This is a genomic window from Streptantibioticus parmotrematis (assembly GCF_019890615.1).
Lineage (GTDB): Bacteria > Actinomycetota > Actinomycetes > Streptomycetales > Streptomycetaceae > Streptantibioticus_D > Streptantibioticus_D parmotrematis.
In genome coordinates, this window is record NZ_JAINVZ010000016.1 from 25,091 (window position 1) to 48,362 (window position 23,272).

The following is a 23,272-nucleotide window of genomic DNA, read 5'->3' on the forward strand; positions in this document are numbered from 1 at the left end:
GGCGCGCGGCGGATCGCGGTCGTCGTGCGGAGGGCGCGCGGCTGCCCCGGCGTTCGAGCCGTCGCGCGCCCCAACACCCCCGATACGCCGCGATTCCCGGACCGATCGGAAGCTTCCGCGCGATCCAGGCGATACCCCTACCGGCCCGGCGTCGTTGTGCCCTGCGGACCAGCACGCGCCCAGGCCAGGAGGAGCCCATGACACCCGCGGGCACCTCCGGCCGGGCTCCGTCGCCGCACCGCGGCGTTCGGCGGGACGAAGGGCGGCCGTCACCCATGCCGACGACGCACGACGACGGCACACCCGGCCTGCCCGCGCTCGCCGGGGGAGCGGACGGCGCCCAGGCCCTCGGCCCGCTGCTCGACACCGTCCTGGCCGCCCTCGCGGACGGCGCCACCGCCCGGCGCGGCCCCCTCCCGCCCGGCGGCCCCGACCGCGTCGCCGACCGGCTGCGGCACACCGTGCCCCCGGGCATCCCCGCCCTCGGCACCGACCCCCACGAGGCCCTGCGCACCGTCGTACGCGCCGTCACCGAAGGCGCCGCCGACCCCGCGGACCCCCTGTGCGCCGCCCACCTGCACTGCCCGCCCCTGGCCGTCGCCGTCGCCGCCGACCTCGCCGCCAGCGCCCTCAACGCCTCCCTCGACTCCTGGGACCAGGCCCCCGCCGCCACCACCCTCGAAGCCGACACCACCGCCGACCTCGCCGCCCTGGTCTACCCCGACCTGCCGCAACCCGACGCCCTCGTCACCACCGGCGGCACCGAGGCCAACCAACTCGCCCTGCTGCTCGCCAGGGAACGCGCCCGCGCCGCCGGAGCCCGGAGCGTCCACGTGGTCTGCGGCGCCGCCGCCCACCACAGCGTGCACCGCGCCACCTGGCTGCTCGGCCTGCCCGAACCCACCGTGCTGCCCACCCCCGCCGGCACCCTCGACCCCGTCGACGCCCACGTCGCCCTCGGCGCGCTGCACGGACCCGCCCTGCTCGTCGCCACCGCCGGCACCACCGACACCGGCGCCATCGACCCGCTGCCCGCGCTCGCCGAGACCGTCGCCGCCCACCACGCCGAACTCCACATCGACGCCGCCTACGCCGGACCCCTGCTGTTCAGCCGCCACCGCCGCGCCCTGCTCACCGGAGTACAGTCCGCCAGCTCCGTCGGCCTCGACCTGCACAAACTCGGCTGGCAGCCGATCGCCGCAGGCCTGCTCGCCGTCCCCGACACCGCCGCGCTGCGCCCCCTGCACCACGAAGCCCACTACCTCAACGCCGCCGACGACACCGACGCAGGGCTTCCCGACCTGCTCGGCCGCTCCCTGCGCACCACCCGCCGCGCCGACGTCTTCAAGATCGCCGTCACCCTGCGCGCCCTGGGCCGCGAAGGACTCGGCCAACTCGTGGACCGCGTCTGCGACCACGCCCAACGCCTCGCCGAACTTGTCGACGCCCACCCCGCGTTGACCCTGTACGCCCACCCCGTCACCAGCACCGTGCTGTTCCGCCCCAAGGACGCCGACAACGCCCACGTCGCCGCGATCCGGCGCCGCCTGATGACCAAGGGCACCGCCGTCCTGGGCCGCGCCCACGCCGCGGGACGCCTGTGGCTCAAAGCCACCCTGCTCAACCCCGCCACCACCGACGCCGACCTGACCACCCTCCTCGACCGGGTCGCCGGCGCCACCCCGGAAGGACACACCCCCTGATGAGCACGGACCGCGACCCGGCGCCCGACACCGCCGCACCGCTCGACCTGCTCGGCATCGGCATCGGCCCGTTCAACCTCAGCCTCGCCGCACTCGCCGACGGCGTGCCCGCCCTGCGCACCGCCTTCCTCGACCAACGGCCCGCCTTCCACTGGCACCCGGGACTCCTCATCCCCGGGGCCACCCTCCAGGTCCCCTTCCTCGCCGACCTGGTGACCCTCGTCGAACCCGCCAGCCGCTGGTCGTTCCTGTCCTACCTCAAGAACCGCGAACGCCTCTTCCCCTTCTACTTCGCCGAGCGCTTCCACATCCCGCGCACCGAGTACGACGCCTACTGCCGCTGGGCCGCCGACGCCCTGCCCAGCTGCCACTTCGGCCACCGCGTCGACGCCGTGCGCTGGAACCCCGATCGCGCCGAGTTCGACGTCGACTTCACCCGCCTCACCGACGACGGCACCGGGACCCCGCACCGCGCCAGGGCCCGCAACCTCGCCGTCGGCATCGGCACCGTCCCCCACATCCCCGACCCCCTGCGCCCGCTCGCCGAGACACCCGGCGTCGCCGTACTCCACTCCGCCGACTACCTCGGCCACCGCGACCGGCTGATCGCCGCACCCCACGTCACCGTCGTGGGCTCCGGACAGTCCGGCGCCGAGGTCTTCCTCGACCTGCTGCGGGGCCGCCCCGCCGGACAAGAGGGACTCGCCTGGATCGCCCGCACCGAGTCCATCGCCCCCATGGAATACAGCAAACTCGGCCTCGAACACTTCACCCCCGACTACACCCGCTACTTCCACCACCTCCCCGAACCCGTCCGCGACCGGCTCCTGCCCCAGCAGTGGCAGCTCTACAAGGGCATCGACCACGACACCATCGCCGCCATCCAGGAAGAGCTCTACCAGCGCACCCTGACCGCCGACCCGGCCGGCGCACCCCACTGGCCCGACGTCACCATCACCCCCGGCGTCGCCGTCCGCACCGCCGGACGCATGGGCGCCGACCGCCTCGAACTCCACCTGGAACACGACCAGCAGGGCACCCGTACCCGCCTCACCACCGACGCCGTCGTCCTCGCCACCGGCTACCGCGAACGCCCCATGGAACCCCTGCTCGCCGCCCTCGACCCCTACCTGCGCCGCGACTCGCGCGGCCGCCCTCGTGTCGACGCCGATCACCGCCTCGTCCTCGACCCCTCGGTGCACGGCGCCGTCCACGTGCACAACGCCGCCTCGTACACCCACGGCGTCGGCACCCCCGACCTGGGCCTGGGCGCCTGGCGCTCCGCCGTCATCCTCAACTCCCTGCTGGACCAAGCCCCTTACCCGCTGCCACGCCGCACCGCCTTCACCACCTTCGGCCTGAGTCCCGACCGCGACCCCGGCCACCGCCCGGCCCGGCTGGGCGCCCAACGCGGCCCCTGCCACCAACCGGCCTGACGCGCGGGTGCGTTGCCGGGCCTGGCACAGTGGGCGCATGACGACCGAGCCGACCACCGCAGCGACCGCCACCCCGCACGGCACCCCCGCCGCCCCGCACGTCTCCGTACGCGGCGAGGCCCGCCTGGAGACCGCCCCCGAACTCGCCCGCCTGGACATCACCGTCACCGCCCGCGGCACCGACCGCCAGGCCACCCTGGACGACCTGACCCGCCGCCACAACGCCGTCCTCGACCTGCTGCGCACCCATGACTCCGCCGTGGAGAAGATCGAGAGCGGCGCCCTGGTCGTCGCCCCCGAACTCGCCAAGGGCCGCGGCGAGCGGGTCCGCGCCCACCACGGCCACGCCCGGCTCACCGCCACCCTCACCGACTTCACCGACCTCGGCCGCCTCGCCGCCCGGCTCGCCGCCCTCGACCTCACCCGGCTCGACGGTCCCTGGTGGTCACTGCGCCCCGACTCGCCCGTGCACCGCGACGCGCGCACCCAGGCTGTCCGCGACGCCGTGCGACGTGCCCGGGAGTACGCCGACGCCCTCGGCGCCCGGCTCGACGCACTCCTGGAACTCGCCGACGAGGGCCTCGACACCGGAGTCGTCCACCGTGCCCGCGCCCGGGCCTTCGGCGCCGCGGCACCGGCCCCGGGCGGCTCCGCCTCCGGTGAACCGGCCGAGCTCGACCTCGTACCGCAGACGCAGACCGTTCACGCGCAGGTCACCGCGGTGTTCACCATGACGCCACCCGACCTTCGCGGATGAGCGTCCACCAGCTCACCTGAGACCACAGGCACTGATGCGGCGTGTCGTCGGAAGATGTACGTATGCCGGTCAACAACCTTTAACGCAGCGGTCGTTCGCCCTTCCCCGGCAACCGTCTCCCTACCGGGCGGTAAGTCGTAGGCTCGATGGTATGCGCCGAGCGAAGATCGTCTGCACCCTTGGGCCCGCGACCGACTCGTACGACCAGATCAAGGCCCTGGTCGAGTCGGGCATGGACGTGGCGAGACTCAACCTCAGCCACGGATCGCACGCCGACCACGAGGAACGCTACCGACGCGTGCGCAAGGCCGCCGAGGAGACCGGCCGCAGCGTCGGCGTCCTGGTCGACCTTCAAGGCCCGAAGATCCGGCTGGGCCGCTTCGCCGGCGGACCGGTACTCCTTGAACGCGGCGACGAGTTCACCATCACCATGGACGACGTCGACGGCGACCACCAGATGTGCGGCACCACCTACAAGGGCCTGGCCACCGACGTCAGCCGAGGCGAACGCATCCTCGTCGACGACGGCCGGGTCACCCTGGAGGTCACCGACGTCGAAGGCCCCCGCGTCCACACCATGGTCATCGAAGGCGGCCTGGTCTCCGACAACAAGGGCCTCAACCTCCCCGGCGTCGCCGTCTCCGTCCCCGCGCTGTCCACCAAGGACATCGAGGACCTGCGCTGGGGCCTGCGCGCCGGAGCCGACATCATCGCGCTCTCCTTCGTCCGCTCCGGACAGGACATGGACGACGTCCTGCGGATCATGGAGGAGGAAGGCCGCCGGGTCCCGGTCATCGCCAAGATCGAGAAGCCGCAGGCGGTCGAACGCATCGAGGAGATCGTCGCCGCGTTCGACGGCATCATGGTCGCGCGCGGCGACCTGGGCGTCGAAATGCCGCTGGAGACCGTGCCGTTGGTGCAGAAGCGCGCCGTCAAGCTCGCCAGGCGCAACGCCAAGCCCGCCATCGTCGCCACCCAGATGCTCGACTCGATGATCGAGACGTCCCGGCCCACCCGCGCCGAGGCGTCCGACGTCGCCAACGCCGTCATGGACGGCGCCGACGCGGTCATGCTGTCGGGGGAGACCAGCGTCGGCAAGTACCCCGTCGAGACGGTCAAGACGATGGGACGGATCGTCGCGGCCGCCGAGGAGGACATGCTCGCCGGGGGACTCCCGCCGCTCAGCGAACGCGGCAAGCCGCGCACCCAGGGCGGCGCGGTGGCCCGCGCGGCGGCCGAGATGGGCGACTTCCTCGGCGCCAAGTTCCTCGTCGCCTTCACCCAGAGCGGCGACACCGCCCGCCGCCTGTCCCGCTACCGCTCGCCCATCCCGGTCCTCGCGTTCACCCCCGAGGAGGCGACCCGCTCGCAACTGAGCCTGACGTGGGGCGTCGAGACGTTCCTCGGGCCGGTCGTGCAGACCACGGACGAGATGGTCGACCAAGTCGACGAGCACCTGCTGCGCATCGGCCGCTGCAAGCGGGGCGACGTCGTCGTCATCACGGCGGGCTCCCCGCCCGGCATCCCCGGCACGACGAACATGGTCCGCGTCCACCACATCGGCGAGGACGACGCGCCCAAGTAGGCGGTGGGGGCGCGCCGTTGGGCGGGTGCGGGCGGCGGGGCGCAGTGGGTGGCGAGCGGCGGGGGCGCGTGGTGTGCGCGCCCAGGAGGCGAGCGGCGGGGCGTGTGGTGCACGCGCCTCACCCCTTGGGCCCGACGTAGGCGTCCATCAGCGCCACGGAGGGACGGCGGGCTACGGATATGTTGTACGCGACGGTGCCCCGCCTGGTGACCCGCCAGTCGACGCCCACCATGTCGAGGGTGTCCGTGTAGAGCCGCCGGATGTCGTCGGACTTGTTGGTGAAGAGATATCGGGCGTACTCGTACCTCTTCGGCTCGCCGGCGACCTTTCTGATCGTCCAGTTGGTGACGCGGCATCCGTCGGAGTGCACGAGGCCTCGCACGAATTCCCACGGGTGGGCATCGACGATGTCCTGTTGCCAGGGCTGGAGCAGAATGCGTCGCTCGTGCTTCTTGCCCGGCCCATGCTGGGGGAAGAGGCACCACAGGTGGCAGGAGGAGACCTTGACGTCGTGGCACCCTTTGCGTCGGAGGCGACAGGGTCGGTTGTGCGGAAACACCCGGCGCATGGCCTCCTCGGCGGCGTCCATGAGGCCGGGCCACTTGTCGTCACACGAGATCATCAGGCTCGGGGCGCGTTGCTGGGGCGACCACATGATGTAGCCGTCCCCCAGGTAGAGGCCCAGTAAGTAGGCGTACGCGGCGCGGTCGAGCGGACGGCCGCCGCACCGCGGGCAGAGCAGGTTGGGGCGCCCCGGAAGGGCTCCGCGACCCGCGCGGTCCACATGGAGCCAGTAGCCCACCGTGCCCACGGGGACATCGAGGAGGCGGGCGACCTCGGCATTGGTGACGCCCTTGGCGAGGAGGGCGAGGGCCTCGTGGCGCATCGAACTGCTGTGTTGGTTCATGTACACAGCGTGACCCGAGAGTCAGGCGAATGCCATGGAAAGGGGAATCATCTACCCGAACGAGTGATCGAGTGCCGGGTGCGGGATTCGAACCCGCAAGCCCTCTCGGGCAGATGTGTTTGAGACATCCGTGTATGCCATTCCACCAACCCGGCAGGGAACGCAGGCCACAGCCTACAGGTTGGGAGCGGCGGGAGTCACACAGGTAGGCTCGGGAAGGTGCACCCCGCCCCCCGAAACGAGGAGCCCAGTGAGCGCCGCTGACGCCCCCGACGAGTTCGCTACCGCCGCTGCGGAGGAGACGGCCGCCGCCGGAGGCGACCACGTGCCGCCGCACACCACCCGCGTCGTCATCGCCGAGGACGAGGCCCTGATCCGGCTCGACCTGAAGGAGATGCTGGAAGAGGAGGGCTACTCCGTCGTGGGCGAGGCCGGCGACGGACAGCGCGCCGTCGAGCTCGCCGAGGAGCACCGCCCCGACCTGGTCATCCTCGACGTGAAGATGCCCGTCCTCGACGGCATCTCCGCCGCCGAGCGCATCGCCAACGACCGCATCGCGCCCGTCCTGATGCTGACCGCCTTCTCCCAGCGCGAGCTGGTCGACCGCGCCCGCGAGGCCGGGGCGATGGCCTACCTGGTCAAGCCGTTCAGCAAGAGCGACCTGGTCCCGGCCATCGAGATGGCCGTCTCCCGCTTCACCGAACTGCGTGCCCTGGAAGCCGAGATCGCCGATCTCTCGCTGCGCCTGGAGACCCGCAAGCTGGTGGATCGCGCCAAGAGCGCGTTGCAGACCAAGTACGGGCTGAGTGAGCCGGCCGCGTTCCGCTGGATCCAGAAGACCTCGATGGACCGTCGGATGTCCATGCAGGCGGTGGCCCAGGCCGTGATCGACGAGGTCGGCGGCGACACCGACGGCTGACCCGCCTGCCGGGAACCCGGAAGCCACGAACGCCCGCGTCGGGATCGACGCGGGCGTTCGGCGTAGCGGGGCCCCGCCGCAACGGGGCCCCGTGGCTCAGGCCGCCGGGCCGTTGGGCGCGACCGGACGCAGCATGCAGGTCAGCCGGGCCGAACACACCCTGCGGTCCTGCTCGTCGGAGATCACGATCTCGTAGGTGGCGCTGGAGCGGCCCCGGTGGACGGGTGTGGCGACACCGGTGACCAGGCCGGAGCGCAGGCCCCGGTGGTGGGTGCAGTTGAGGTCCACACCGACCGCGACCTTGTGCGGCCCGCCGTGCAGCATCGCGCCGACCGAGCCGAGGGTCTCGGCGAGCACGGCGGAGGCCCCGCCGTGCAGCAGGCCGTACGGCTGGGTGTTGCCCTCGACCGGCATGATGCCCACGACGCGCTCGGCGGAGGCTTCGGTGACCTTCACGCCCATCCGCTCGCCGAGGTGACCCGCCGAGAAGAGCGCGGGCAGGTCGATGCCGAGCCCGGCGTACTCCTCGACGACGTCCGGCGGGAACTTGGTTGTGGCCTGCTCGCCCATGGGGGTCGGCTCCGATCCTCCTCGCCCGGTCATCCTCGGCCGGGAACTGCCACCGTCCTATCAGGAGTCGGCCGCCGCCAGACGATCACCACCCGGTGTTCTGCGTCACGTGCGTGTAGCCGTCACGTACCCGGCGCCGGGCCGCCTTGGCGGCTACGCCTCGCGCGTCGGCTCCAGGCGTATCACCACCGACTTCGACGCCGGGGTGTTGCTGGTGTCGGCGGTGTGGTCGAGGGGGACCAGCACGTTGGTCTCCGGGTAGTAGGCGGCGGCGCAGCCGCGGGTGGTCGGGTAGTGCACGACGCGGAAGCCCTCGGCGCGCCGTTCCACCCCGTCCGCCCACTCGCCGACCAGGTCGGTGTACGCGCCGTCCGCGAGGCCGTGGGCGGCGGCGTCGTCGGGGTGGAGCAGCACGACCCGGCGGCCGCCCTTGACGCCGCGGTAGCGGTCGTCGAGGCCGTAGATGGTGGTGTTGTACTGGTCGTGCGAGCGCAGCGTCTGGAGCAGCAGGCGGCCTTCGGGCACCTCGGGGTACTCGACGGGCGCGGCGGTGAAGTTGGCCTTGCCGGTGGCGGTGGGGAAGGTGCGGCTGTCGCGCGGGCCGTGCGGCAGGGCGAAGCCGCCGGGGGCGCGCACCCGGGTGTTGAAGTCGTCGAAGCCGGGGACGACCCGTGCGATGCGGTCGCGCACCTGGTCGTAGTCGGCCTCGAACTCCTCCCAGGGCACGACGCTCTCCGGCCCCAGCACGGCGCGGGCCAGGCGGCAGACGATGGCGGGCTCGGACAGCAGGTGGGGGCTCGCGGGGTCCAGGCCGCCGCGCGAGGCGTGCACCATGCCCATGGAGTCCTCGACGGTGACGAACTGCTCTCCGCCCGCCTGGTGGTCCTTCTCGGTGCGGCCGAGGGTGGGCAGGATCAGCGCGCGGGCGCCGGTGACGACGTGGGAGCGGTTGAGCTTGGTGGAGACGTGGACGGTGAGCCGGGCGCGGCGCATCGCGGCCTCGGTGACGTCGGTGTCGGGGGAGGCGGAGACGAAGTTGCCGCCCATGGCGAAGAACACCTTGGCGTCGCCGTCGCGCATCGCCTCGATGGCGCGGACCACGTCGTAGCCGTGCTCGCGGGGTGGCGTGAAGCCGAACTCCTTCTCCAGGGCGTCGAGGAAGGCGTCGGCGGGCCGCTCGAAGATGCCCATGGTGCGGTCGCCCTGGACGTTGCTGTGGCCGCGGACCGGGCAGACGCCGGCGCCGGGGCGGCCCACGTTGCCGCGCAGCAGCAGGAAGTTGACGACCTCGCGGATGGTGGGCACGGAGTGCTTGTGCTGGGTGAGGCCCATCGCCCAGCACACGACGACGCTGCGGGCCTGGAGCACCATGGTGAGCAGTCGCTCGATGTCGCCGCGCTCCAGACCGGTGGCGCGTATCGTCTCGTCCCAGTCGGCGGCGCGCGCGGCGGCGGCGAACTCCTCGTATCCGTGGGTGTGTTCGTCGATGAACGCGGTGTCGAGCACGGTGCCGGGGGCGCGGTCGTCGGCTTCCAGTAGCAGCCGGTTGAGCAGGCGGAAGAGCGCCTGGTCGCCGCCGAGGCGGATCTGGAGGAACAGGTCGGTCAGCGAAGTGCCGCCGCCTGCGAGGCCCTTGGGGGTCTGCGGGTTCTTGAACCGTTCGAGTCCCGCTTCCGGCAGCGGGTTGACGCTGACGATCCGGGCGCCGCCGGCCTTGGCCTTCTCCAGCGCGGAGAGCATGCGGGGGTGGTTGGTGCCGGGGTTCTGGCCCGCGACGATGATCAGGTCGGCGCGGTAGAGGTCTTCGAGCAGGACGCTGCCCTTGCCGACGCCGAGGGTCTCGGTGAGCGCGGAACCGGACGACTCGTGGCACATGTTGGAGCAGTCCGGCAGGTTGTTGGTGCCGAACTCGCGGGCGAAGAGCTGGTAGAGGAAGGCGGCTTCGTTGCTGGTGCGGCCCGAGGTGTAGAAGAGGGCCTCGTCGGGGGAGTCCAGGGCGCGCAGTTCGTCCGCGACGATCTCGAAGGCGCGTTCCCAGGGGACCGGTTCGTAGTGGTCGGCGCCTTCGGCGAGGTACATGGGCTGGGTGAGGCGGCCCTGCTGGCCGAGCCAGTAGCCGCTGCGCCGGGTGAGGTCGGAGACCGGGTGGCGGGCGAAGAAGTCGGGGGTGACGCGGCGCAGGGTGGCTTCCTCGGCGACCGCCTTGGCGCCGTTCTCGCAGAACTCGGCGCGATGGCGGTGGTCGGGCTCGGGCCAGGCGCAGCCGGGGCAGTCGAAGCCGTCCTTCTGGTTGACCTTCAGGAGGGTCAGGGCGGTGCGCTTGACGCCCATCTGCCGGGTCGCGATGCGCAGGGAGTGGCCGACCGCGGGCAGTCCCGCCGCGGCGTGCTGCGGCGCGGTCACCTCGGGCGCGTCCTGTACCGGGTCCCCTGCGGGTGGCTTCGTCGCCATCGCCGTGTCCCTCCGTCGTGCTGCTTTCCGTCCCTGTCCGCATCGATCCTCCCACGGCGGCGCGGCGGCGCCCTGGGCCTGTGGATAACTTCGCCGCACCCGCGCCCGGGCCGGTCCGCGCCCCGGCCCGAGCCTCGCCCCACCCCGGGTCCGCGTCTGCGGCGCGCCCGGGTCCGCGCCCGACGACGCGCCCGGTTCTCTACCGGGACCGCGCCGTGCCGGACAGGAGTGTCAGTGGTCCGTGGGAGGATCGGGGACGTGGCACAGAAGGCATCGAAGACGACGACAGCGGCGACCGGCACCACGCGGAAGGCGGACCGGCCGCGCCTGCTCCTGCTGGACGGGCACTCCCTGGCCTACCGCGCGTTCTACGCGTTGCCGGTGGAGAACTTCAACACCGCCACCGGCCAGCCGACGAACGCGATCTACGGCTTCACGTCGATGCTGTCGAACACGTTGCGTGACGAGGCCCCGACGCATCTGGCGGTCGCGTTCGACGTGTCCCGCAAGACGTGGCGCTTCGACGAGTACCCGGAGTACAAGGCGACCCGTTCCGCCACGCCGGACGAGTTCCGCAGCCAGGTGGAGCTGATCGGCGAGCTGCTCGACACGATGCGGGTGCGGCGCTTCGCGATCGAGGGCTTCGAGGCGGACGACATCATCGCCACGCTGGCCACCCAGGCGGAGGCCGCCGGATTCGAGGTGCTGATCGTCACCGGTGACCGCGACGCGTTCCAGCTGGTCACCGAGCACGTGACGGTGCTGTACCCGACCAAGGGCGTCTCGGAGCTGACGCGCTACACCCCGGAGAAGGTCGAGGAGCGCTACGGGCTGACCCCCGCGCAGTACCCGGACTTCGCGGCGCTGCGCGGCGACCCGTCGGACAACCTGCCGGGCATCCCGGGCGTGGGCGAGAAGACCGCCGCGAAGTGGATCACCCAGTTCGGTTCGTTCGCGCAGCTGGTGGAGCGGGCCGAGGAGGTCAAGGGCAAGGCCGGGCAGAGCTTCCGGGACCACCTGGAGGCGGTCAAGCTCAACCGCCGTCTGACCGAGATGGTGCGTGACGTCGAGCTGCCGGTCGGCCCCGAGGGCCTGGTCCGCGAGCCGTACGACCGGGCGGGGCTGGACGTGGTGCTGGACGCCCTGGAGTTCCGCCACCCGAACTTCCGGGAGCGGCTGTACGCGGCCGATCCCGGCGCCGAGCAGGACGCGCAGGCGCAGGTCGCGGCCGGGGTCGAGATCGACGGGCGGGTGCTGGGCGCGGGCGAGCTGCCGGCGTGGCTGGCGGAGCACGGCACGGACCCGCTGGGCGTGGCCACGGTGGACTCCTGGGCGCTGGGCGCGGGCACGGTGACCGAGGTCGCGCTGGCCACTGCCGAGGGACCGGCCGCCTGGTTCGACCCGGCGCACCTGGTGGAGGAGGACGAGAAGGCGTTCGCCGCCTGGATCGCCGACGCCGGGCGCCCGAAGGTGATGCACGACGCCAAGGGCGCGATGCGGGTCTTCGCCGAGCACGGCTGGAGCGTCGGCGGCGTGGCGATGGACACGGCGCTGGCCGCGTACCTGATCAAGCCGGGTCGCCGCTCGTTCGCGCTGGACGTGCTGTCGGTGGAGTACCTCGGGCGGGAGCTGGAGCACGCCGAGGAGGGCGGCGGTCAGCTGGCGTTCGGCGTGGAGGACGGCGCCGAGGCGGAGAAGCTGATGGCGAAGGCGCGCGCGGTGGCGGATCTGGCGGAGGTGTTCGCCGGCAGGCTGGAGCAGGACGGCGCGCTGGGTCTGCTGCGTGACGTGGAGCTGCCGACCTCCGTGCTGCTGGCCCGCATGGAGCGGCACGGCATCGCGGCCGACCGCGACCATCTGGAGCGGCTGGAGCGGCAGTTCGCCGACGCCGTGAAGCAGGCCGTGAAGGAGGCGCACGGGGCGGTCGGCCACGAGTTCAACCTCGGCTCGCCCAAGCAGCTCCAGGAGGTCTTCTTCGGGGAGCTGGGCCTGCCCAAGACCAAGAAGACCAAGACCGGTTACACCACGGACGCCGACGCGCTGGCCTGGCTCGCCCAGCAGACCGACCACGAGCTGCCGGTGATCATGCTGCGCCACCGCGAGCAGGCGCGGCTGCGCTCGACGGTCGAGGGCCTGATCAAGACGATCGCGCCGGACGGACGCATCCACACCACGTTCAACCAGACGGTCGCCGCCACCGGTCGCCTGTCGTCCACCGAGCCCAACCTGCAGAACATCCCGGTGCGCACGGACGAGGGCCGGGCGATCCGCCGCGGTTTCGTCGTCGGTGAGGGCTACGAGTCGCTGCTGACGGCGGACTACAGCCAGATCGAGCTGCGGGTGATGGCGCACCTTTCGGAGGACGAGGGGCTGATCGCCGCGTTCACCTCCGGCGAGGACCTGCACACCACGGTGGGCTCGTACGTCTTCGACGTGCCGAAGGACGCGGTGGACGCGGAGATGCGCCGCAAGATCAAGGCGATGTCGTACGGGCTGGCCTACGGGCTGTCCGCGTTCGGCCTGTCGCAGCAGTTGGCCATCGGCCCGGACGAGGCGCGCGGGCTGATGGACACCTACTTCGAGCGGTTCGGCGGGGTCCGGGACTATCTGCGCCGCGTGGTGGAGGAGGCCCGGGTCACCGGCTACACCGAGACGCTGCTCGGGCGGCGGCGCTACCTGCCGGACCTCAACAGCGACAACCGCCAGCGGCGCGAGATGGCAGAGCGGATGGCGCTCAACGCGCCCATCCAGGGCTCGGCGGCGGACATCGTGAAGCTGGCGATGCTCCGGGTGGACGCGGCGCTGACGGAGGCGGGCCTGCGCACGCGCACCCTGCTCCAGGTGCACGACGAAATCGTGCTGGAGGTCGCCCCTGGTGAGCGTGAGCGGGTGGAGACGCTGGTGCGCGACGAGATGACGGCGGCGTACCCGTTGCGGGCGCCGCTGGACGTGTCGGTGGGTTCGGGCGGCGACTGGGAGTCGGCCGCGCACTGATCGCATGCGTGAGGGGGCCGTCGGCGACGCGGCCCCCTCAGGCACGCTTCCGCGCCGCGCGGCTCACTGGTCCCTCAGGCACGCGTCCGCGTCCCGCGACTCGCCTGCCCTTCAAGCGTGCCTCCGCGTCCCGCGACTCACCGCCCCCTCACCGCCCGCCACGTCCTGACCCCTCCCGCGTACGCGCCCGCCGCCACGGCCGTCGCCGCTCCCGCGCCGAAGGTCGCCGACGCGATCAGGGACGACAGGCCGCGCGGCCGGTCCCGTACGCACCGCAGCACCGCGCCCGCCACCGCGCAACCGGCCACCCCGGTGACCGCGACACGCCGCGCGACCGTGCCGGGGTACGACCGCTCGCCGGAATCCGCCACCTCCGTCGGCCGTGGCGCGTCACGCACCGCGCGGCGGGACCAGACCGCGAGCGTCACGAGTCCGGCCGCCGAACTCCCGTACTGCGCCCAGTGGTGCAGCGGCACCCCGGCCACCTCGCGCCGCAGCACCGGGAAGCGCCGCACCCCCCACCGCCCGCCGTGCGTGAACGCGTCCCACCCCACGTGCGTCGCGGCGCCCACCGTCGCCGACAGCCAGAAGCGGGCCGCGTCGGCCACCGGCTCCCGTCCGGTATGCGGCAGCGGTCGCGCCGCGGGCAGCAGTCGCGTTCCCGGCGGCAGGAGTTCCGTCAGCGGCCCGCGGGCCACCGTCCAACCCCCGGCCAGCGCCGCCGCGATGAGCGGGTCGAGGGTCGGCACGCCCGCCGGGCGGTGCGTGATCCGGCCGAATCCGTACGTGCCGGGCAGCACCGAGTCGAGGAAGAACGGCACGTCGGGCGCGAGCGAACCGGCGACCAGCCCCGCGACCAGCAGCGGACCGCGCCCGCGCACGGATCCGTCACCGGCGGCGCGCAGCGCGGGCAGCACGGCGGCGGGGTGGCTGAAGGTGAAAGGCATCGTCCTGGTCCTGTTCTCGCCGTGTTCACGCCGTTGTTCCGTGTTGTCCCGTGTACAGACGGTGGAACCCTTTCCCGAGTTGACGTAGGGTCCGTTCCGGTGTCGCGCCGGGGGCGCGCGCCCGACGACTCGACGGGGTACGGAGGGGATCGGCGTATGGCTGTGCGGTTCGGCCGACGGGTACGCAAGGGGGCCGCGGGCACCGCGGTCGCGGCGATGGCGATGGCGGCGCTCACCGCGTCGCAGGCGCCCGGCCTGGCGGCCGGCGTGACGCACGGTTCGGCCGTCTCGCCCCCCGGTACCGGGATCGACGGCGGTTCCGCCCCGTACATCACCGACCTGCCTCCGCTCAACTCCCCGACCAAGCCCGGCAGCCCGGGTACCCAGCCGGGCACCGGCGTCACCGTCACGCCGGGCGGCGCCGGCATCCCCGCGACCGTACTCGCCGCGTACAAGAACGCCGAGGCGACACTGCGCGGGACCGAGCCGGGGTGCGGGCTGCCGTGGCAACTGCTCGCCGGCATCGGCCAGGTGGAGTCCGGCCAGGCCGACAACGGCGACGTGGACGCGCAGGGCACGACGCTGCGCCCGATCTACGGTCCCGAACTGGACGGCCACGGCTTCGCGCTGATCCCGGACACCGACGGCGGCCGCTACGACGGCGACCCGCGCTACGACCGGGCGGTCGGGCCGATGCAGTTCATCCCGTCGACCTGGGCGACCTGGGGCGCGGACGGCAACCACGACGGCAAGAAGGATCCCAACAACGTCTTCGACGCGGCGCTGGCCGCGGGCGACTACCTGTGCGCGGTCGGCGGCGACCTGACCACCACCGCGGGCGTGGAGAAGGCGATCCTGGGCTACAACCACTCCGACGCCTACCTCGCCAGCGTCATGTCGTGGTTCCAGTACTTCCGCGACGGCACGCACGAGGTGCCGGACGACCCGAGCGGCGGCGCGGGCTCGGGCCCGGGGCTGCTGCCGACCGCGACGCCGTCGCCGTCCGCCTCGCCCTCGCACAGCGCCGCGCCCGGGCACTCGCCCTCGCCGAGCCACAGCCCGCGGCCGACCGCGTCCGCCAGCGGCAGCATCGGGCCCGCCCCGTCGAAGTCGCCGAAGCCGAAGCCGTCGCCCACCGGCACGTGCTCCAGCGGTTCGCCGTCGCCGTCCCCGTCGCCCTCCGGCAGCGGACCGGCCTCGCCGTCGCCTTCGCCCTCGCCGAGCGGTTCGGCCTCGGGCTCCCCGTCGCCGTCGGGCAGTTCCTCGCCGTCGCCGACCGGCAGCCCGAGCCCGTCGCCCAGCGGCACCTGCACGCCGTCCCCGAGCCCGTCCCACAGCTGACGCCGCGCCCTCGGGAGTCCGTCCGGGCCCGCACCGCACGCCGGTGCGGGCCCGGACGCGTTCGCAGGGCGGCCCGGTGGACGGCTCGGCGTCTACCGCCTGGTGTTCGTACGGCCGGTCGGCCGCGCCGTCGTCGGGTCCTCGGGCCACGGGTGGCGCGGATACCGGCCGCGCAGTTCGGCCCGTACGGCCTGGTAGCCGTTGGCCCAGAACGAGGCCAGGTCGGCGGTGACGGCGGCGGGACGTCCGGCCGGTGACAGCAGGTGCACCAGCAGCGGCACGCGCCCGTCCGCGATGCGCGGCGACCGGCTCAGGCCGAACAACTCCTGGAGTTTGACCGCCAGTACGGGCTGCGGGCCCTCGTAGTCCACGCGGACGCGCGAGCCGCTCGGCACGGTGATCCGCTCCGGCGCCAGTTCGTCGAGGCGGGCCGCCTCGCCGCTCGCCCAGGGCAGCAGCCGCGTCAACGCCGCGCCTGCGTCCACCCGTTCGAGGTCGGCGCGGCGGCGGGCGGCGGCCAGTTCCGGGCCCAGCCACTCGTCGGCCCGCGCGAGCAGCGCCTCGTCCGACACCTCCGGCCACGGATCGCCCAGCACCTCGCGCAGGAACGCCAGCCGCCGCCGCAGCGTCACCGCGTCCCGGCTCCACCGCAGCAGCCCCGGGCCCTCCCGGCGCAGGCCGTCCAGCACGGCGGCACGCACCGCCTCGGGCGCGGGGGAGCGCAGCGGGCGTGACGCCAGCTCGACCGCGCCCAGCCGGGTCACGCTCCGGGCCACCACGTCGCCGTCCACCCAGGCCACCTCGTCGTACGAGGACAGCAGCGACGCCGCGGCGGTGCGGGCGGTCGCCTCGTCGACGACGGCCGCGGACCGCACCCGGGCCGAGGCGGCTCCGGCGGGCCGGTCGGCCACCGCCACCGCGATCCACTCGGCGCCGCCCAGCGTGGCGCCCGCGCCCTCGCCCACCTCGGCGGCGGTCCCGGACACCATCAGATACCCGGCGCCGCGCCGCCGCGCGAGCCGCTCGGGGAAGGCCAGCGCCACGACCGCACCGAGGGCGGCGTCGTCGGTGAGTCCCGCGGAGGAACCCCCGCCGGGCGCGTGCTCGTCCGCCAGGGACCGCAGCCGCCGCACCTCCGTCCTCCACCGCGCCGCGTACCCTTCGCCACCCCGGCGCGCGGTGCGCCACGCCGCCGCCAGGTCCACCCCGTACTCCCGGGGCGGCTCCTCGCTCAGCAACGCCACCGCCTCGGCGGCCCGGCCGGCGCCCACCACCGGCGCGCCGTCCAACAGGGCCCGCGCCAGCCGGGGGTGCAGCCCGAGCCGGGACATCCGCGCACCGCGTTCCGTGGCCCGGCCGTCCGCCGTCACGGCGTCCACCACGCGCAGCGTCTCGCGGGCCGCCGCCATCGCCCCGGCCGGGGGACGGTCCAGCAGCGCCAGCCCCGCCGCGTCCGGGTCACCCCAGCAGGCGGCGTCCAGCGCGAACGCGGTCAGGTCGGCCACCGCGATCTCGGGCGAGGGACGCCGGGGCGCCCGCGTCTGCTGCCCCTGCGACCAGCAGCGGTAGACCGTGCCGGGGCCCTCCCGCCCTGCCCGTCCGGCACGCTGGTCGGCCCCGGCCCGCGACACCGGCACCGTCGCCAGCGAACTCAGACCCCGCGCGTGGTCGGTGCGCGGCTCGCGGGCCAGGCCGCCGTCGACCACCACGCGCACGCCCGGCACCGTCAGGCTGGACTCGGCGACCGCGGTGGCCAGCAGCACCCTGCGGCGTGCGCCCGGCGCCAGCGCGGCGTCCTGCACCGCGGCCGGGGCGCGGCCGTGCAGCTGGAGGACGTCCGTGTCACCAAGGCCGCCCAGGTCGCCCAGCAGCCGTGCGACCCGCGCGATCTCGCCGACCCCCGGCAGGAAGCACAGCACGTCGCCGTCCCGCTCGCCCAGCGCGCGCCGTACGACCGAGGCCACGTGGTCGAGCAGCGCCGGGTCGACCCGGGTGCCGTGCGGCGGGCGCACCGGACGCCCGGGCGGCGCCCACACCACCTCCACCGGATGCGTGACGTCCCGCGCCTCGACCACCGGCACGCCGCCCATCAGCTCCGCCCAGGCCGCGGTGTCCGACGTCGCCGAGGCGGCCAGCAGCCACAGGTCCGGCCGCAGCGTCGCGCGCACGTCCAGCAGGAACGCCATCGAGGTGTCCGCGTCCAGGTGGCGTTCGTGGCACTCGTCCAGCAGCACGGCGTCCACGCCCGGCAGTTCGGGATCGCGGCCCAGCCGCTGGAGCAGCACGCCGGTCGTGACGACCTCGACGGCCGTGCGCCGCGACACCCTGCGCTCACCGCGCACCGTGAAGCCGACCGTCTCCCCGGCCGCCTCGCCCAGCAGCCACGCCATCCGCCGCGCCGCCGCCCGTACCGCCATCCGCCGCGGCTCGGCGACCAGCACCCGGCGCACCGGCGCGCCGCCGTCCGTCAGCCCGGCCAGCGCCAGCGGCACCAGCGTCGTCTTGCCGGTCCCCGGCGGCGCGGCCAGCACCGCCCCGCCGTGGCCCTCCAGGGCCGCCAGCAGCGCGGGCAGCGCGTCGCGCACCGGAAGCCGCAGCCCCTCCGGCCGGATCCCGCTCACGCCGCCACCCCTGAAATCCCGCTCACGCCGCCACCCCCGAATCGGAACGCTTCAGTCCCGTACGCACTCAGTCCCGTACGCACACGAAGACCGCCGTCCCCGGGATCAGCGCGCCGCGCAGCGGGGACCAGCCGCCCCACTCCTGGCTGTTCCAGTGCGGCCACTCGGGCTCCACGAGATCGGCCAGCCGGAAGCCGGCCGCCGCGATCTCTCGCACCCGGTCGCCCAGGGTGCGGTGGTGCTCGACGTAGACCGCGCGACCCGTCTCGTCCTGCTCGACGTACGGCGTGCGGTCGAAGTACGACGCCGACACCGTCAGGCCCTCAGGCCCCGGCTCGTCGGGGAAGGCCCAGCGCACCGGATGCGTGACGGAGAAGACCCAGCGCCCACCGGGCCGCAGCACCCGGTGCACCTCCCGCATCACCCGGGCGGAATCGGCCACGAACGGCACTCCGCCGTACGCCGAGCAGGCCAGGTCGAAGGAGCCGTCGGCGAAGGGCAGCGTCCCGGCGTCCGCCTGGACCAGCGGGAAACCGGGCCGCCCGTCGTCGATGCGCAGGGCGTGCTGGAGCTGGCGGTGCGACAGGTCGAGCGCCACCGGCCGGGCGCCGCGTGCGGCGAGCCAGCGGGAGCACTGCGCGGCACCGCAGCCGATCTCCAGCACCCGGGCGCCGGCCAGTGCCGCCGCGGGCCCGAGCAGCGCCGCGTCGGCCTCGTCCAGGCCTTCGGGGCCCCACACGAAGCGGTCGTCGCCGAGGAAGGCGCCGTGCTCGCCCTGGTACTCGTCCGCGTTCCGGTCCCACCAGCCCCGGCTGGCCCGGCTGCTCTCGGCGACGTCCACCGCGCGACGGGTGGCCTCGGCGTCGTCGGCGTCGTCGGCGTCATCGGAGCCGCCGTGGACGTCCGCGGGCGGGCCGTCCTCCTCGTACGCGCCGTGGGCGTACTCGTACGCCCCGCTTCCGCCCCGTTGCGCGAATCCGGCGGGTTCCGGCGGCGTGGCGCCCGGTGAGTCTTGGATCATCGCGGCAGTCGTCGTACTCTCATGTCGGCGTGAGGCGGACCCGCGTGCGGCTCGGGCCGCGCCGTTTATGGGGCGTTGCGTCCCGTTGGGTCACTGGTGCGCTCTTCGCGCATTGACCGACCACGGCCGCCCCCGTATGCTACAAGTTGCGCTGCGGGCCTGCGCACCTCGGACGGAGCAGGCTGCGCTCGCGTCTGTTGCAGACCCTCGGTTGATGAGGCGAATCCGGTGCCCTCGTGGCATCGCGGATCCACCGCCTCGAAGCTGTCCGGAATCGGCAGAAGCGATACGGGCTCCCGGCGTAGCAGTACCTACGACTTACTGTCCGTACCGGAGTCCTTTCCCTAATGACGAGCAGCACCGAGGCCCCTCGTACCACCCCGCAGGTGGCGGTCAACGACATCGGTTCCGAGGAAGCCTTCCTCGCCGCGATCGACGAGACGATCAAGTACTTCAACGACGGCGACATCGTCGACGGCGTCATCGTGAAGGTCGACCGGGACGAGGTCCTGCTCGACATCGGTTACAAGACCGAAGGCGTCATCCCCTCCCGCGAGCTGTCGATCAAGCACGACGTCGACCCCAACGAGGTCGTGGCCGTCGGTGACGAGATCGAGGCCCTGGTCCTCCAGAAGGAGGACAAGGAGGGTCGCCTGATCCTGTCCAAGAAGCGCGCTCAGTACGAGCGTGCCTGGGGCACGATCGAGAAGATCAAGGAAGAGGACGGCATCGTCACCGGTACCGTCATCGAGGTCGTCAAGGGCGGCCTCATCCTCGACATCGGCCTGCGCGGCTTCCTCCCGGCCTCCCTGGTCGAGATGCGCCGTGTCCGCGACCTCCAGCCGTACGTCGGCAAGGAGCTCGAGGCCAAGATCATCGAGCTGGACAAGAACCGCAACAACGTGGTCCTGTCCCGCCGTGCCTGGCTGGAGCAGACCCAGAGCGAGGTCCGTCAGACCTTCCTCACCACCCTCCAGAAGGGCCAGGTGCGCTCCGGCGTCGTCTCCTCGATCGTCAACTTCGGTGCCTTCGTGGACCTGGGTGGCGTCGACGGTCTGGTGCACGTCTCCGAGCTGTCCTGGAAGCACATCGACCACCCGTCCGAGGTCGTCGAGGTCGGCCAGGAGGTCACGGTCGAGGTCCTGGACGTCGACATGGACCGCGAGCGCGTCTCCCTGTCGCTGAAGGCGACCCAGGAAGACCCGTGGCAGCAGTTCGCCCGCACCCACCAGATCGGTCAGGTCGTCCCGGGCAAGGTCACCAAGCTCGTGCCGTTCGGTGCGTTCGTCCGCGTGGACGAGGGCATCGAGGGCCTGGTCCACATCTCCGAGCTGGCCGAGCGCCACGTGGAGATCCCGGAGCAGGTCGTCCAGGTCAACGACGAGATCTTCGTCAAGGTCATCGACATCGACCTGGAGCGCCGCCGCATCAGCCTCTCGCTGAAGCAGGCCAACGAGTCCTTCGGCGCCGACCCGGCCTCGGTCGAGTTCGACCCGACGCTCTACGGCATGGCCGCGTCCTACGACGACCAGGGCAACTACATCTACCCCGAGGGCTTCGACCCGGAGGCCAACGACTGGCTGCCCGGTTACGAGAAGCAGCGCGAGGAGTGGGAGCGCCAGTACGCCGAGGCGCAGCAGCGCTTCGAGCAGCACCAGGCGCAGGTCATCAAGTCCCGCGAGGCCGACGAGCAGGCCGCTGCCGAGGGCGGCACCGCCGCTCCGGCCCCGGCCGCCGGTGGCGGTTCGTACTCCTCGGAGTCGGCCGACAACTCCGGTGCGCTCGCGTCGGACGAGGCGCTTGCCGCGCTCCGCGAGAAGCTCGCGGGCGGCCAGAGCTGAGGCTCTGACCCGGTAGTCGCTTAGGCAGTGCCGTAAGGGCCGCTCTCCATGGAGAGCGGCCCTTACGCATGCCCGGGAGCCGACAGCCCGGGCGGAGGGCGCGGTGCCCAGGGTGAAGGCGATCTGTGAAGCCGCGCGCCCGGTGGGTCGTCAGGTTCCAACCGGCGTACGAATCGTTCTCATTGGTATGCCGCGACGGGCGATCGGCGGGAACGCCGTCGTGCGCGAGCGGAATTGTCAAGGCAACGTCAACTATGCGGTCCGGGCGCGGTCGGCCGGGTGGGAATGTCGGTGCCCGGGCTTACGTTGGTACCGGGGAGGAAGCGAGAAGGGGCGTCATGCTGGAACCACGGGATCTGTACGAGTTCGAGCCGGACGGTGCGGCGGCGGTGGACGCCCTCGACACCGACGGGCTGGTGCTGCTGTACCACCTGGAGGGGTTCATCGACGCGGGCGACACCGGTGAGCAGCTGGTCGCCGAGCTCCTGGACAACCTCGACAGCCAGGTGGTGGCCCGCTTCGACGTCGACCGGCTCCTGGACTACCGTGCGCGCAGGCCGCTGATGACCTTCCGCCGCGACCACTGGGCCGAGTACGAGGACCCCGACCTGGCGCTGCGCCTGGTGCACGACAGCACCGGCACGCCCTTCCTGCTGCTCGCGGGACCCGAGCCGGACAGCCAGTGGGAGCGCTTCGCCGCCGCCGTGCGGGAGCTGGTCGAGCGTTTCGGGGTGCGCCTGTCCATCAACTTCCACGGCATCCCGATGGGCGTGCCGCACACCCGCCCGGTCGGCCTGACACCGCACGGCAACCGCACCGACCTGATGCCCGGCCACCGCAGCTGGTTCGACGAGGCCCAGGTGCCGGGCAGCGCCGAGGCGCTGGTCGAGCTGCGGCTGTCCGACACGGGCCACGACGTGCTGGGCGTCGCCGCCCACGTGCCGCACTACCTCGCACGCTCGCCCTACCCGGACGCCTCGCTCGCCGTCCTGGAGGCCATCACCGCCGCCACCGGCCTCGTGCTGCCCGAACCCGCCCACGCGCTGCGGTCCGAGGCGCACAGCGTCCAGGACGAGATCGAACGCCAGATATCCGAGGGCGACGCAGAGCTGGTCTCCGTGGTGCGCGGGCTGGAGAGCCAGTACGACGCGATCGCCGGTGCCGCCGGGCGCGAGAGCCTGATCGCCGAGCCCGCCGACCTGCCGTCGGCCGACGACCTGGGCGCGGAGTTCGAGCGCTTCCTCGCCGAGCGCGAGGCAGACGGGGAGTAGCGCAGGCGCGCCGGTCGGCGGGACGGGCACGGGCACTGGTCGGCGGGACGTCGCGGGCGGGCCCACGCGCCCGTCCGGACAGCGCCCGCCGGACAGCCCTCGCGAGGCACCGCTCGCCGGACGACGCCCGTAGGGCAAGGCAGGCCGGGGTGCCGTCCGAGCCTGGGCTTCGCCTACGCTGGCGGCATGCTGAAGGTGGGCCTGACCGGCGGGATCGGCGCCGGCAAGAGCGAGGTGTCGCGGCTGCTCGCGGCGTACGGCGCGGTCGTCGTGGACGCGGACCGGATCGCGCGGGAGGTCGTGGAGCCCGGCACCCCCGGACTGGCCGCCGTGGTCGCCGAGTTCGGGCCCGAGGTACTGCGCGCCGACGGCACGCTCGACCGGCCCAGGCTCGGCGGCATCGTCTTCGCCGACCCCGGCCGCCTCGCCGCGCTCAACGCCATCGTCCACCCGCTGGTCGGCCGCCGCTCCGCCGAACTGGAGGCCGCCGCGGGCCCCGACGCCATCGTCGTTCACGACGTGCCCCTGCTCACCGAGAACGGACTCGCCCCCCTGTACGACCTCGTGGTCGTCGTCGACGCGTCCTCCGGGACCCGGCTGGAGCGGCTGACGCGGCTGCGCGGCATGAGCGAGGAGGAGGCGCGCTCCCGGATGGCCGCGCAGGCCACCCGCGAACAGCGGCTCGCCGTCGCCGACTTGGTGATCGACAACGACGGTCCGCTGGAGGCGCTGGAACCGCGGGTCAAGCGGGTCTGGGAGACGCTGCGGGAGCGGGCGTCGGACGGTGGGGAAACGCCGGGACGGGACGACGCGGCCGGCCGTCGGGACGCGCCGGGACGAGACGACGCGGCGGGCGCGGGCGGCTGAGGTCCGGCCGCAGGCCCGCCCGCGACCGGGGCCTCGGGAGG

At 73.3% G+C, this 23,272-nt stretch carries 16 protein-coding genes and 1 tRNA gene; 10 read left to right on the top strand and 7 right to left on the bottom strand.

The window, feature by feature from the left end:
- Positions 1-275: 275 nt before the first annotated feature.
- From K7472_RS21430 to pyk, 4 genes are all read left to right on the top strand, one after another.
- A complete protein-coding gene (locus K7472_RS21430; protein ID WP_222980135.1) occupies positions 276-1,703 on the top strand; it encodes a pyridoxal phosphate-dependent decarboxylase family protein in 1,428 nt (475 codons plus the stop codon).
- On the top strand, positions 1,703-3,139 hold the full coding sequence (locus K7472_RS21435; protein ID WP_222980136.1) for a lysine N(6)-hydroxylase/L-ornithine N(5)-oxygenase family protein: 1,437 nt from the start codon (positions 1,703-1,705) through the stop codon (positions 3,137-3,139). The genes K7472_RS21430 and K7472_RS21435 overlap by 1 nt, the downstream gene beginning before the upstream one ends.
- Positions 3,140-3,176: 37 nt before the next feature.
- The gene (locus K7472_RS21440; RefSeq protein ID WP_222980137.1) at positions 3,177-3,896 is read left to right on the top strand and encodes an SIMPL domain-containing protein; all 720 of its coding nucleotides are present in this window, start codon (positions 3,177-3,179) and stop codon (positions 3,894-3,896) included.
- A 151-nt stretch (positions 3,897-4,047) separates the two neighbouring features.
- On the top strand, positions 4,048-5,481 hold the full coding sequence (gene pyk, locus K7472_RS21445) for a pyruvate kinase (RefSeq protein WP_222980138.1): 1,434 nt from the start codon (positions 4,048-4,050) through the stop codon (positions 5,479-5,481).
- A 118-nt stretch (positions 5,482-5,599) separates the two neighbouring features.
- Here the strand turns inward: pyk and K7472_RS21450 are convergent, their stop codons facing one another.
- Both K7472_RS21450 and K7472_RS21455 read right to left on the bottom strand, forming a co-directional pair.
- Positions 5,600-6,388, bottom strand: coding sequence for a helix-turn-helix domain-containing protein (locus K7472_RS21450; RefSeq protein WP_222980139.1), 789 nt, complete (start codon positions 6,386-6,388; stop codon positions 5,600-5,602).
- 72 nt (positions 6,389-6,460) lie between these two features.
- A tRNA-Leu gene (locus K7472_RS21455) sits at positions 6,461-6,543 on the bottom strand.
- A 95-nt stretch (positions 6,544-6,638) separates the two neighbouring features.
- Between K7472_RS21455 and K7472_RS21460 the strand changes: the two genes are divergently transcribed.
- The gene (locus K7472_RS21460; protein ID WP_222980140.1) at positions 6,639-7,307 is read left to right on the top strand and encodes an ANTAR domain-containing response regulator; all 669 of its coding nucleotides are present in this window, start codon (positions 6,639-6,641) and stop codon (positions 7,305-7,307) included.
- Positions 7,308-7,403: 96 nt separating this feature from the next.
- Here the strand turns inward: K7472_RS21460 and K7472_RS21465 are convergent, their stop codons facing one another.
- Together K7472_RS21465 and K7472_RS21470 are read right to left on the bottom strand one after the other, a co-directional pair.
- A complete protein-coding gene (locus tag K7472_RS21465; RefSeq protein WP_222980141.1) occupies positions 7,404-7,877 on the bottom strand; it encodes a PaaI family thioesterase in 474 nt (157 codons plus the stop codon).
- 153 nt (positions 7,878-8,030) lie between these two features.
- Positions 8,031-10,328 carry an FdhF/YdeP family oxidoreductase gene (locus tag K7472_RS21470; RefSeq protein ID WP_222980142.1) on the bottom strand — a complete coding sequence of 766 codons (2,298 nt, stop codon included), beginning with the start codon at positions 10,326-10,328 and terminating at the stop codon, positions 8,031-8,033.
- 258 nt (positions 10,329-10,586) lie between these two features.
- Here K7472_RS21470 and polA point away from each other — a divergent pair, with 258 nt between their 5' ends.
- Positions 10,587-13,322, top strand: coding sequence for a DNA polymerase I (gene polA / locus K7472_RS21475; protein WP_222980143.1), 2,736 nt, complete (start codon positions 10,587-10,589; stop codon positions 13,320-13,322).
- Between the two features lie 137 nt (positions 13,323-13,459).
- Here the strand turns inward: polA and K7472_RS21480 are convergent, their stop codons facing one another.
- Positions 13,460-14,269, bottom strand: a complete 810-nt coding sequence (locus tag K7472_RS21480) for a DUF4184 family protein (protein ID WP_222980144.1) — start codon at positions 14,267-14,269, stop codon at positions 13,460-13,462.
- 156 nt (positions 14,270-14,425) lie between these two features.
- On the opposite strand from K7472_RS21480, the gene K7472_RS21485 reads away from it, so the two are divergent.
- Positions 14,426-15,610 carry a lytic transglycosylase domain-containing protein gene (locus tag K7472_RS21485; RefSeq protein ID WP_222980145.1) on the top strand — a complete coding sequence of 395 codons (1,185 nt, stop codon included), beginning with the start codon at positions 14,426-14,428 and terminating at the stop codon, positions 15,608-15,610.
- Between the two features lie 92 nt (positions 15,611-15,702).
- Here the strand turns inward: K7472_RS21485 and hrpB are convergent, their stop codons facing one another.
- Both hrpB and K7472_RS21495 read right to left on the bottom strand, forming a co-directional pair.
- Entirely contained in the window at positions 15,703-18,231 is a 2,529-nt protein-coding gene (gene hrpB / locus K7472_RS21490) for an ATP-dependent helicase HrpB (RefSeq protein ID WP_222980146.1), read from the bottom strand.
- A 67-nt stretch (positions 18,232-18,298) separates the two neighbouring features.
- Complete coding sequence (locus K7472_RS21495; protein ID WP_222980147.1) at positions 18,299-19,252, bottom strand: class I SAM-dependent methyltransferase; 954 nt, start codon at positions 19,250-19,252, stop codon at positions 18,299-18,301.
- A 347-nt stretch (positions 19,253-19,599) separates the two neighbouring features.
- On the opposite strand from K7472_RS21495, the gene rpsA reads away from it, so the two are divergent.
- The 3 genes from rpsA to coaE all read left to right on the top strand — a co-directional run bounded on the left by rpsA (position 19,600) and on the right by coaE (position 23,231).
- Positions 19,600-21,093 (top strand): 30S ribosomal protein S1, encoded by a 1,494-nt coding sequence (rpsA, locus tag K7472_RS21500; protein WP_222980148.1) that lies wholly within the window; start codon positions 19,600-19,602, stop codon positions 21,091-21,093.
- 338 nt (positions 21,094-21,431) lie between these two features.
- Positions 21,432-22,364 carry a PAC2 family protein gene (locus K7472_RS21505; RefSeq protein ID WP_222980149.1) on the top strand — a complete coding sequence of 311 codons (933 nt, stop codon included), beginning with the start codon at positions 21,432-21,434 and terminating at the stop codon, positions 22,362-22,364.
- 186 nt (positions 22,365-22,550) lie between these two features.
- Complete coding sequence (gene coaE, locus K7472_RS21510) at positions 22,551-23,231, top strand: dephospho-CoA kinase (protein ID WP_222980150.1); 681 nt, start codon at positions 22,551-22,553, stop codon at positions 23,229-23,231.
- The last annotated feature ends 41 nt before the right edge of the window (positions 23,232-23,272 follow it).